Origin of the sequence: Alcanivorax sp., from assembly GCF_002733835.1 — a bacterium.
GTDB lineage: Bacteria > Pseudomonadota > Gammaproteobacteria > Pseudomonadales > Alcanivoracaceae > Alcanivorax.
The window spans coordinates 1-11,433 of record NZ_NVWY01000059.1 but is presented as its reverse complement, the minus strand read 5'-3'; the positions used below and the strand labels follow the sequence as shown (position 1 = coordinate 11,433).

Genomic DNA, 11,433 nt, shown 5'->3' with positions numbered 1-11,433 from the left:
TTCGCTTTTGCTGAACGGGTGGCCGAGCGCCTCGAATGCACGGCAGACGACCTTGAGTTTACCTGCGAGCCCAAGTTGGATCAGGTAGCCGAGTACCAGGGTGGCCACGTCCACATTGGGTTGATAGTGGAGAAACAGCCCGCCCAGGGTGCCGAAGACCCGGGCCAGCATAATGAAATCACCGGGCAGGGTGTCCACCGGGTCGTGTTCCAGCCGGCCGAGCAGTTCGCTGACCTGCTGCATCATGTCTTCTGCAGTGGGCCAGCCGGTCTGTTGCCCGGGATTGATAATGGCGTCGCGGACCTGGTCCAGCACCGCAGAGACAAATGCCAGCAGGGTGGCCGGGTCGCCGCTGCGGGTGACAAAACCGAGGGCGGTAAGGGTGTCGGCGATGACGGTTTCATCGCCAACAATGCAAGCCTGCAGCACCCGGAAGTAACCCCGGCGGGCGTCGTCGGTGAGTGCTTGCGCGCAGCCGAAATCCAGCAGTACCAGCGTATTGTCCGGGGTGATCATGATGTTGCCGGGGTGCGGGTCGGCATGGAAAAGGCCGCCGTTGAGCACCTGGCAAAACCAGGCATCCAGCAGCGTACTGAGCAGGGCGCTGACTTGCGCCGGGTCCGACTCTTTCAGGCGATCCAGGGTGAGGGTGAGTTTCTCGCCCTGGATAAATTCGGTGGTGAGCACATGCCGGCTGCTGCGCTCGGGCACCAGTGTCGGCACCCGAATCCCGGGGATGGCCGCGAGCTGTCGGCCGATGTCCGTCATGACGCGGGCTTCGCGCTGGTAGTCCAGTTCTTCGCGAACCGTGCGCTGGATTTCGTTGACGATGGTGTCGATATCCATGGGCGGCAGGGCGGATTTCACCGCGTCCATGAAGACCTTGAGCAGCGTCATGTCCAGTTCGACCACTTCATCAAGCCCCGGGCGCTGCACTTTAACGGCCACTTCGCGGCCATCGTGCAGCCGGGCGCGGTGGACCTGGCCGATGCTGGCGGCAGCCAGGGGTTGGGGGGCCACGTGGGCAAACAGTGTATCCAGTGGCTGGTTGAACTCCTGCTCCAGCACCGTGGCAATGTCGGCAAAGTCCACCGGACTGGCCTGATCCTGCAATACGGCCAGTTCATCCACCCAGGCCTGGGGCAGCAGATCCGGACGGCTGGAGAGCAGTTGGCCGATTTTCAGGAAGGCGCCGCCCTGCTCCAGGGAGGTGTCACGAAAGCGTTTGGCGTTGCGCTTGTGCAGGTTGGCCAGCGCGGCATCGCGCATGCTGCCCGGCAGGAAAGCGGCTCTGGTGCCCCACAGGCGATAGCTGGCGACCACCTTGGTGAGCATCCAGCCGGTTTTGGTCAGGCGCTTGAGGCGCGCGGGCCAGCGGCGGGCTTCGTCGGCGAGCAGCTGCATTTCTTCGTTTACGGCGCTGGCACCACGGGTGACGGCCTTGCAGGCGGTAATGGCCTGGTCGGCGATTTCCCGGCCCTGCCAGGCGGTTTTCTCGATGGCCTTGATGCAACCCTCGACCACGGCAATCCAGGCTTTCAGTCCGCTGTCTTGCTGCTTGCGCTGGGCAAAGTCATTGAGCGGCTGCCAGTTCGGCACCTGATCTGCCTGCGGCTGGGCAGGCTGGAGCGTGTTGTTGTTCGCTGATGTGGCTCGCATCGGGCGGGCCCTCCACAGTTTTTGTGTATAAGTGTTCACAAATTACTGCGAAGCAGGCAGGCGGGCAAGTCAAAAGTGAGCAAAGGCTCCTTTTTGTTTGACAATACGCTAAGAAAGCCGGTTTGCGGGCTGTCTGCGGGGGCCTGACGTATGGATATCCCGTTCTGTCTGGTTGCGGTGACCGCCTGGGGGGCGCAGAGGGGCTACGGTGCGCGCAGATTTGTGAACAGGCATGCCGTTTTTGTTGAGTGTCCGTGGCGATTCGGGCGTTAGCCGCCCAACAAGCGAACCTCGGCGGCTTCCACGGCTTCCAGTCGGCCGTAAAGTATGACTGTATCCCCTTGTGCCAGGACCAGGCTTTCATCCGGGCTTTCGTGGGTGTGTTCTGCCCGTTTCACCGCCCGGATTTCCACATCGCGCAAGCCGCAGTCACGGATACTCTGGCCAATGCTGCGGGCTTTTTCACTGAGGGTAACGGCGTGCAGCAACCGATAGGGGTTGCCGGCGCTGTCGGTGGTGGGGAAGGAATCGCCGTGGTAATAGCCTTGCAGCATGCGGTAGCGGTCGCGGCGGGTTTTGCGCAGCATCGCCAACACCCGTTCAAAGGGTACGTCGAGCATCATCAGGGCGTGGGCCACCAGCATCAGCGACGCCTCCAGTACTTCGGGAACGACCTCGGCGGCACCGGCTGTCGTGAGCGCATCCAGGTGAGTGTCATCCCGGGTGCGTACCAGCACCCGCACATCGCTGTTGAGATCCCGGCAGGTGTGGATGATGCGTTCCGCCAGACGCGCGTCATCGAATGTCACCACCAGCAGGCGGGCGCGGTGAATACCCGCCCGTTCGAGAATGTCCTTGCGGCTGGCGTCGCCAAACAGGATGTGTTCGCCGGCGGCGCTGGCTTCCTGCAAGCGCACCAGATCCATATCGACTGCGACGGCATGGTGATGGAAGCGGTTCAGGTAACGCATCAGGTTCTGGCCCACCCGGCCATAGCCGCACAGGATGACGTGGCCGGAAATGTCGTCGGATACCGGGCTGTCCTTGGGGATTTCCATCCAGGGGCGCAGCAGGCGGCGGCTGAGTTTGCCGCTGTGTTGCAGTAGGGCAGGGGTCACCGCCATGGTGAGCACGGTGATGGACACCAGCAGGCCGGCTTTGCCCGGTGACATGACCTGGTGGGACACCGCCAGGGCAACCAGCACAAAACCGAACTCGCCACACTGGGACAGAATAAGGCCGCTGCGGGTGGCGGTGTCGGCAGGTTCTCCCAGCAGACGCAGCAAAGCGAAAATCAGTACCGCCTTGAACAGCATCAGCGAGACAGCAGCGAGGATGATCCAGTGCCACTGTTCGGCAAACAGATTTGGATCCACCAGCATGCCGACACTGATAAAAAACAAGCCGAGCAACAGGTCACGAAAGGGGCGCAGGTCCGCCTCGATCTGATGGCGGAAATGACTTTCCCCCAGCATCATGCCTGCCAGAAAGGCGCCCAGCGCCATGGACAAGCCCAGCCAGTGGGTTACCCAGGCGGCCACCAGGGCCAGCAACAAGGCGGTCATCACAAACACTTCATCGGAGCGAGTGCGGCCGGTTTCTTCCAGCAGCCGTGGCAGTATCCATTTCCCCACCACGTAGATGCCGGCAAACAACAGCAGGGATTTGCCCAGGGTGAGACCTGCCATGGCCCACAGGGCATCGCCGCTGCTGTTGCTGATCACCGGTAACATTACCAGCATGATCACCGCAGCCAGATCCTGGAACAGCAGGATGCCGGTGGAAGCCCGCCCGTAACCGGTGTTCACCGCACCCCGGCCAATCAGATCCCGAATCACAATGGCGGTGGAAGAGAGCGCGAGCGCCCCGGCGGTGATGCCGGCGGTCATGGGCTGGAAACCGAGCAAGCGCATGACGGCGAACACCGCTGCCCCGGTAAGAATAACTTGCAATGGCCCCGCGCCGAACACAATGCGGCGCAACGTCATCAGGCGGGGAATGGAGAATTCCAGCCCCAGTGTAAAAAGCAAAAAGACGATGCCGAATTCGGCCAGGTGCTGGATGCCTTCTACGTCATTGATCCAGCCGAATCCAAACGGCCCTGCAGCCAGACCGGACAGCAGGTAGGCAAGAATGGGAGGCATGCCCAGGCGGCGAAATACCACCACAGCGACTACCGCACTGCTGAGGAGAACCACAATTAATGTCAGGGTGTCATGCATAACACTGCATTCCGAAAGGCCGAAAGGGCAGTGTAGCAGCCCCCGTTGTCGGGGGCAGTCCCGGTGTTTGCTTGGCGAGGCTTAATCGTTGCAGCTAAAGCGGTAGCTGTCGTCCAGTGCCAGTGGCAGGGTCAGTGAGCGAAAGCCCAGGCTGTCCATATGCTGGCAATGAATGTTGTGGCCCTGCGGGTCCGATCCATACAGGTAATCGATGTGCAGCACGGGTTTGCCGGCTTCAATAAACGGGGTCAGCAGATGACATTCCTGCCATTGGTGACAGGATTCATTCACCGCGAAGTCGGCGTGATCAACCAGGTCTTCAACCTGCTCCAAATCGTTCTTTAGTGATACGGCCAGGCCGTGGTCATGGGCGGTGTCGAACAGAAAGCGGTTGTAGTCCAGCTGGCTGTTATAGGTGAGCGGGAAACCGCTGCGGTTGCTGTAGGCATCCACATTGTCCGGATCCACCCCGTCGCAGCCTTTGCTGGCGGCCAGGGCAATGCGATCGGACATGATCGCGCGGACATTGATTGAGCGGGTATCGAGCCAGCGTTCCCCGGGCCAGTTACCCAGGCGCCGGCCTTTGTCGGCAGCGGTAAAACGGCTCTTGTCCTCGCGCCAGTTTTCGAAAGTACCGGCGGAAAAATAGCAGATCACTCGGCGGCCACTGGCGTGCAAGTCGTCGATCACATTCTGGGGTGTGTCGAACAGGTCCAGCACATAGAGGTCAGCGGTATAACCGGTGTTGATCGGACCCTGGAGCTGAATTTGCCAGCTCACATCTGTATCGGGCTGATACCAGCTTCCTTCGGGAGGCGGGGGCGTGACAGGAAGCAAGGAAGAAACCAGCGCAGAGATGAGAGGAAGGGACGCAGCCATGAAGTCGAATCCTGATGGAGTTCTTTTCGATGGTAGGCGTTTTTTGACGTTGGGAATGTGAGTATATGCAGGTGTTTATGTAAGAAATAACGCCGGGACTGTAAGTCCCGGCGTACGCACGAATGCTTAACTGCGTTGCTTATTGCGGGGTACGGATCACCAGCAGCCGTTCTTCGGTCATGTCGTTGATGGCCCAGCGGATGCCTTCGCGGCCCAGGCCGGAGTCCTTGACGCCGCCGTAGGGCATGTTGTCCACGCGCCAGCTGGGGACGTCGCCGATCACTACGCCGCCCACTTCCAGTTCGTCCCAGGCTTTCTGGGCCTTGTACAGGTCGCGGGTGAAGATGCCGGCCTGCAGGCCGAACTTGGAATCGTTGACGGTGTTCAGGGCGTCGTCAAAATCGCTGAAGCGGCTGATCACGGCCACCGGGCCGAAGGCCTCTTCTTCCACGATATTGGTGCCCTTGGGCGCGTTCTCCAGCAGGGTGGCTTCGAGCATGGCGCCGTCGCGCTTGCCGCCCACCAGCAGAGTGGCGCCGGCATCCACAGCTTCATTAACCCAATTTTCCAGCCGGGTAGCTTCGCCTTCCGAGATCACCGGGCCGATAAAGGTGTCTTCGTCTTTCGGGTCACCCATTTTCAGGCCGGCGGTTTTTTCTACCAGGCGGGTTTTCAGTTCGTCGTAGATCGCATCGTGAATCAGGATGCGCTGTACGCCGATGCAGCTCTGGCCGGACTGGTAGAAAGCGCCGAAAGTGATGCGCTCCACGGCGTCGTCCAGGTCGGCATCTTCATCCACGATTACCGCCGCGTTGCCGCCCAGTTCCAGGATCACCGGTTTCTTGCCGGCACGGGCTTTCAGGTCCCAGCCCACGTCCGGGCTGCCGGTGAAGCTGAGCAGCTTGAAACGCTCATCAGTGGTGAACAGGTCGGCGCCTTCGCGATGACAGGGCAGGATGGAAAACGCGCCTTTCGGCAGGTCGGTTTCTGCCAGCACTTCACCAATGATGATGGCGCCGATGGGCGTGCGGCTGGCCGGTTTAAGCACAAAGGGGCAGCCGGCGGCGATGGCCGGGGCGACCTTGTGTGCAGCCAGGTTCAGCGGGAAATTGAACGGGGAAATAAACGAGCACGGGCCAATGGGGACGCGTTTGACCATGCCCCGGTAGCCTTTGGCACGGGCGGAAATTTCCAGGTTGGGCATTTCGCCGTCGATACGCACGGCTTCTTCGGCGGCCACGCGGAAGGTGTCGATCAGGCGGCCCACTTCACCACGGGCATCCTTGATCGGTTTGCCCGCTTCGATGCACAGGGCCAGGGCCAGTTCCTCGTAACGTTCTTCAAAGCGCTTGACGCAGTGGTACAAGATTGCCTGGCGCTCGTAGGGCGCCAGTTGTGCCATGGGCTTGGCGGCCTTGTCGGCGGCGTCGATGGCCTTGTCGATGGTGGCGGCGTCTGCCATGGCCACGCGAGTGGCCACTTCGCCGCTGTATTTGTCGGTGACATCCAGATCCTGGTTGGCGAAGACGGCTTCGTTGGCCAGGTAGTAGGGGTAGGATTCTTTTAGCATGTCGGTTCCTTGATGGCGTTGGTGGGGCCATGAGGTTTTTGGCTATCTTTTAAAAGCGTCGGACGTCAGACGTCGGACGTCCGACGCTACAATCAAAACCCCGAACGGCGCAGGCTGCTCGAGCCGTCCGGGTTGTACTCACAGTTTCGAGCTAAGATCCCGAATTTCCCGGTTGAGGATGCGGCTGTTGTCGCGGTAATCCACCATGCAGTCGATCACGTGGACGCCGCCTTGCTGGTAGCACTCTTCAATCAACGGCCCCAGGCCGGCTGTGGATTCCACGCGGTGGCCGTGGGCGCCGTAGGCGCGGGCGTAATCCACGAAGTCCGGGTTCTGGAAGTCCAGGCCGAAGTCCTGGAAGTCCATATCGTTCTGTTTCCACTTGATCATGCCGTAGCCGTCGTCGCGCAGAATCAGTACCACGATATCCAGCTTCAGTCGTACTGCGGTTTCCAGTTCCTGGCTGTTCATCATGAAGCCGCCGTCACCGACGATGGCCATGACGCGGCGGTCCGGGTGCACCATCTTGGCGGCCATGCCGGAAGGCAGGCCGGCGCCCATGGTGGCCAGGGCGTTATCCAGCAGCACGGTATTGGGTTTGGTGGCCGGGTAGTTGCGGGCAAACCAGATCTTGTACATGCCGTTATCCAGCGTCAGGATGCCGTCTTCCGGCATGACCTTGCGGATTTCATCCACCAGACGCTGCGGGCGAATCGGGAAGCTGTCGTCCTGAATGCCTTCATTGATGTGCTTTTGCAGTGCATCGCGGATGCGGTGGAAGTCCGAGAAGCTCCAGTGCTCCTCGGGCTCCAGGCGCTCCTTGAGCTGCCACAGGCTGTTGGCAATGTCGCCGACCACTTCGATCTGCGGGAAATAGACCGGGTCCACCTGGGCGGAGTTGAAGTTGATGTGAACTACTTCGGCGCCGCCGGGGCGCATGAAGAAGGGCGGCTTTTCCACCACGTCATGGCCCACGTTGATGATCAGGTCGGCCTGGTCGATGGCGCGGTGCACAAAGTCGCCGTCGGACAGGGCAGTGTTGCCCAGGAAATGGGGGCCGGTTTCGTCCACCACCCCTTTGCCCATTTGTGTGGTGATTACCGGAATGCCCAGTTTTTCTACAAACTGGCGCAGCATCTTGCTGGTCAGCTTGCGGTTGGCACCGGCACCGGCCAGCAGCAGCGGCTTGCGTGCGCCCTTGATGGCTTCAATCGCCTTGCAGATGGCCTTGTCTTCGGCGATGGGGCGACGGGTCGCGCTGGGCTCAGTGACCGGCATGGTGGAATGTTCGCGGGCGATATCTTCCGGCAGTTCCAGGTGGGTGGCGCCGGGGCGCTCTTCCTGGGCGAGACGGAAAGATTCGCGAATGCGGGTGGGGATGGAGTCGCCACTGACCACCTGCTTGGTGAACTTGGTCAGCGGGCGCATCATGTCCACCACATCAATGATCTGGAACTGGCCCTGTTTGCTGGTCTTGATCGGTTTCTGGCCGGTGATCATCACCATGGGCATGGCGCCAAGCTGGGCGTAGGCGGCGGCGGTTACCAGGTTGGTGGCGCCGGGGCCCAGGGTGGACATGCAGACACCGGCTTTGCCGGTAAGGCGCCCATAGGTGGATGCCATAAAGCCGGCGGCTTGTTCGTGACGGGTGATAACCAGCTTGATGTTGGAGCCGCGCAGCGACTCAAGCAGGTCCAGGTTTTCTTCACCGGGAATGGCAAAAACGTGCTCTACCCCTTCCGCTTCCAGGGCGCGAACAAACAAATCCGATGCTTTCATGACTCTTTGTCTCCAGTTGATCCCGTCGCCGGCTGTTGGCCGTGTCGGGTTCCACGATGCGTGGCTGTAAAATTATCATCGCGGTTAATGCAAGGATGGTGCCGCTTTTTCCTTGTTCTGGTGCACAAATCCTGCACATAAAAGGTGCGGCACCTCCAAGTCGGGCTTCACTATAGCGCGCCAGGGGGGCAGGCCGGTATGGGGTTAATGAATCTGTTTTATTTAAAAATGTGATGATAGACCGCCGGGGCGAACGCAAAACACGGGAGCATCCCTCTTGTTCTCCCTGCAGGGGAAGGGCAGAGTCTGCGCAATAACGAACAATGGCGAAAACGCCCGGTCAGCAGTGAGAGAGACAGCTATGAAGAAAACCGGATTGTGGGTATTGGTGATCATTGTTGCCCTGATCGTGCTGGCTGTGGCGGGTGTGCATCGCTGGTTTAACCCGCCAGCGCCAGCGGCGCAGCTCTTTTTTAATGGCACGGTACTGACCATGGACCCGCAACAGCCGGTGGCGGATGCCATGCTGGTGAAGCGGGGCGAGATTGTGGCGCTGGGTGAGGTTGAGGTGTTGCGCCGGCAGGTCAGCCGGGATGTGGCGGTGATCGACCTGGAGGGCGGTACGCTGATGCCGGGGTTTATTGAAGCCCATGGACATTTCCCCGGTGAAGGATTGTCTGCGGTGGCGGTGGATGCCAACAGTCCGCCGATCGGCGATTTGTACAGCATCGACACGCTGCTGGAGCGTTTGCGCCTACTGGCCCAGCGCCGCCCGGAAGGCATGCTGCTGGCGTATGGTTTTGATGACACCACCATCGGCGAGCAGCGCTACCCGACCCGGGCAGAGCTGGATGCGGTGAGTGAGACGCGGCCGATCATGGTCATGCATATTTCCGGGCATCTGGGCGTGGTTAATTCCGCTGCGCTGGAAAGCATGGGCATCAAGGAGGACGTCAAGGATCCGCCGGGCGGGTTTTATGGTCGTGATGAAACCGGTCGGCTCAATGGCCTGCTGGCGGAAACCGCGTTTAATCCGGTGCGCAGCCAGGCGTTGAAACTGGCGCCCATGGACGGCTTGAAGGTGTTGTCCCGGGCGTCACATATTTATCTGTCGCGGGGTATTACCTTTGCGCAGAACGGCCTGGCGGACCCGGCGGCCATTCGTGCCCTGAAGCCGGCGCTGCAATTTGGGCTGATTCCACTGCGTTTGAGTGTCTGGCCCAACGCCGAGTCGGAAAAACTGCGCCAGGCGGGTGACATCTCCATACCGCAGGGGGAGCGCAGCCATCTGGGGCCGGTCAAGCTGGTCAGTGATGGCTCATTGCAGGGTTATACCGGGTTTCTCGGGGCGCCGTATTACACCCTGCCGGAGGATTACCCGACGGACTATCTGGGGTTTCCTACGCGGTCTCAAGCAGCGCTTAGCGCCCAAGTAAAACAGTTTCATTGCCAGGAGCGGCAAGTGGCCGTGCACGCCAATGGTGATGCGGCTATTGATCTGAGTCTGAACGCCATTGCCGGCGCCCGGGCTGCCTGCCCGCAGGTGCGGGTGCAACCGGTATTGATTCATGCGCAGATGGCGACTCCGGCGCAGTTGCAGCGCATGGTGGCGCTGGATGTGATTCCCTCGTTCTTCAATACCCATGTGTATTACTGGGGCGACCGGCACCGGGATATTTTCCTGGGGCCGGAGCGGGCTCGCCGGATCAGCCCGCTGGCGGAAGCGGAGCAAGCCGGGCTGAGCTTTACCTTGCATGCGGATTCGCCGGTAGTGCCCTTTGAGCCGCTGCAGCTGGTGTGGAATGCGGTGGAACGCGAGACAGCCTCCGGGGCGTTGCTGGGGCCGGAGCAGGCGGTGGGCGTGGACCGGGCATTGCAGGCAGTGACCGTGGATGCGGCCAGGCAGCTGGGTGTGGCAGATCAGGTAGGGCAGTTGCGCCTGGGTATGCGTGCGGACCTGGTCTGGCTGGACCGGGATCCGCGGCAAGCGATTGGCGACTGGGAATCGATCCAGGTGCGGGGCACCTGGGTTGGCGGGGTTCGTCGCTACCCGGATGGGCAAGCGGACGAGAGAGGGCAAGCGATGTAGCCTGTGTGCGCAGAGCCCTTTTTCAGGTGCTCTGCGAAAGCGGTCTGCGCGCTGCTAGTGCCAGGTCCCTTCCAGATTCTCGCACTGATCGAGAAATTCCTCGGCGCTCATTTCCACCGTATTCGGGTCCAGATGTGAAGCCACTTGTTCTTTCAGCTGCCCGACCACTTTGGACATGACCGTCAGGGTTTCTTCCACCTGCTCGATAGTTTCCAACAGGTCTTCGGCTTCTTGCTGGTAATCATCTCTGTCGTCGTAATCGCTCATGCGAAGCCTCCTGCAGTTGGGATGAGCCTGTTCTTGCCGAGGCTCGGTCCAATGTTGCCAACGATGGCAGCGTAAAACAAACGGGAAATCCCCTGAGCTGGTTAAACTTTGAGCGCTTGTGATGGATGGTCAGGAGTATTTTACGAACGGCTCCAAATGCACCCTCGGAGAGTCTGCTTCAGGTGAGGTTTACTGATCCTTCTCGCGTACAGGCACGCTCCCACATGGAGATTCTGGGGATTAAATTAAGACAGGAGCTATTCTTATGCTTTTCCCCGGGTGGTCCGCACATGCGGCGGGTGTACTGGATCGTTTGGGAATAGATGAACAGACATGGCTTGCGCATATGAGACTCCGGCGGCAACGGCTGCCGATTGCTCTGGGTGCACTGGATAAGCTGAAAGAGTACGCACAAATGACAGGACGTAAATGGATTGCGGGGCAGAGCCTGGTGGATGGTAGTTGTTGTTTTTGCTGTTTAAATTTATGCGTGTCCCGTGGTTCCCTCGTGGTTCCCTGCCAATTCGATGGGACTTGCGGGAATATTCACGCCAACCGTTTTGAATGATGGAAAGGAAGCTCCGGGTCAACGGAAAGGTTCTGGCTGACTCGGGGCATTCTTGGGAGTCGGGAAAAAAACGGAGGAAAACAACGGGACACTCAGAGCGCCTGTCAAACCTGGCGGTAAATCAAGCGGTGTAAGGTGTAAGTCCGCGATTCGGCAAGGGGGCTGCTATCTGCTTGTGGAATTCGTTGACCACTACACGATGGTTTTTGGTGTGCCGTTTATGGGTGGTTCGCGCCTCGAGAGACGCTCCTGCAGATGGTCAATAGGGCATTGCTCCGTACACAAAAAAGGGCGCCGAAGCGCCACTGCTGTCCCACAGTTTGGGGCGATCATAAATAGAGCCTCATTTGAGGCTCTATTTTTTTGTCTGGAGGGTCCGGATTCAGCAGCTCTTTCAGGG

Annotated in this window: 7 protein-coding genes; 1 reads left to right on the top strand and 6 read right to left on the bottom strand. The window is 60.0% G+C overall.

Annotation, left to right across the window (positions count from 1 at the left end; genetic code table 11):
• From COA55_RS16720 to COA55_RS16700, 5 genes are all read right to left on the bottom strand, one after another.
• Positions 1 to 1,659: AarF/UbiB family protein (locus COA55_RS16720; RefSeq protein ID WP_290503059.1), on the bottom strand; the 1,659-nt coding region annotated here is incomplete at its 3' end.
• 269 nt (positions 1,660 to 1,928) lie between these two features.
• On the bottom strand, positions 1,929 to 3,881 hold the full coding sequence (locus tag COA55_RS16715) for a cation:proton antiporter (protein ID WP_290503058.1): 1,953 nt from the start codon (positions 3,879 to 3,881) through the stop codon (positions 1,929 to 1,931).
• A gap of 81 nt (positions 3,882 to 3,962) precedes the next feature.
• Positions 3,963 to 4,661 carry an endo alpha-1,4 polygalactosaminidase gene (locus COA55_RS16710; protein WP_290503057.1) on the bottom strand — a complete coding sequence of 233 codons (699 nt, stop codon included), beginning with the start codon at positions 4,659 to 4,661 and terminating at the stop codon, positions 3,963 to 3,965.
• A gap of 238 nt (positions 4,662 to 4,899) precedes the next feature.
• Positions 4,900 to 6,330, bottom strand: coding sequence for an aldehyde dehydrogenase family protein (locus COA55_RS16705; protein WP_290503056.1), 1,431 nt, complete (start codon positions 6,328 to 6,330; stop codon positions 4,900 to 4,902).
• A 138-nt stretch (positions 6,331 to 6,468) separates the two neighbouring features.
• The gene (locus COA55_RS16700; protein WP_290503055.1) at positions 6,469 to 8,109 is read right to left on the bottom strand and encodes an acetolactate synthase large subunit; all 1,641 of its coding nucleotides are present in this window, start codon (positions 8,107 to 8,109) and stop codon (positions 6,469 to 6,471) included.
• Between the two features lie 361 nt (positions 8,110 to 8,470).
• On the opposite strand from COA55_RS16700, the gene COA55_RS16695 reads away from it, so the two are divergent.
• Positions 8,471 to 10,198: an amidohydrolase gene (locus tag COA55_RS16695; RefSeq protein ID WP_290503054.1), complete on the top strand. Its 1,728-nt coding sequence runs from the start codon at positions 8,471 to 8,473 to the stop codon at positions 10,196 to 10,198.
• A gap of 54 nt (positions 10,199 to 10,252) precedes the next feature.
• Here the strand turns inward: COA55_RS16695 and COA55_RS16690 are convergent, their stop codons facing one another.
• Entirely contained in the window at positions 10,253 to 10,465 is a 213-nt protein-coding gene (locus COA55_RS16690) for a hypothetical protein (protein WP_007149518.1), read from the bottom strand.
• Positions 10,466 to 11,433 lie beyond the last annotated feature (968 nt).

Bases quoted from the DNA above. Each gene is read 5' to 3' on its own strand.
- COA55_RS16715 (WP_290503058.1), bottom strand. From the start codon at position 3,881: ATGCATGACACCCTGACATTAATTGTGGTTCTCCTCAGCAGTGCGGTA.
- COA55_RS16705 (WP_290503056.1), bottom strand. From the start codon at position 6,330: ATGCTAAAAGAATCCTACCCCTACTACCTGGCCAACGAAGCCGTCTTC.
- COA55_RS16700 (WP_290503055.1), bottom strand. From the start codon at position 8,109: ATGAAAGCATCGGATTTGTTTGTTCGCGCCCTGGAAGCGGAAGGGGTA.
- COA55_RS16695 (WP_290503054.1), top strand. From the start codon at position 8,471: ATGAAGAAAACCGGATTGTGGGTATTGGTGATCATTGTTGCCCTGATC.
- COA55_RS16690 (WP_007149518.1), bottom strand. From the start codon at position 10,465: ATGAGCGATTACGACGACAGAGATGATTACCAGCAAGAAGCCGAAGAC.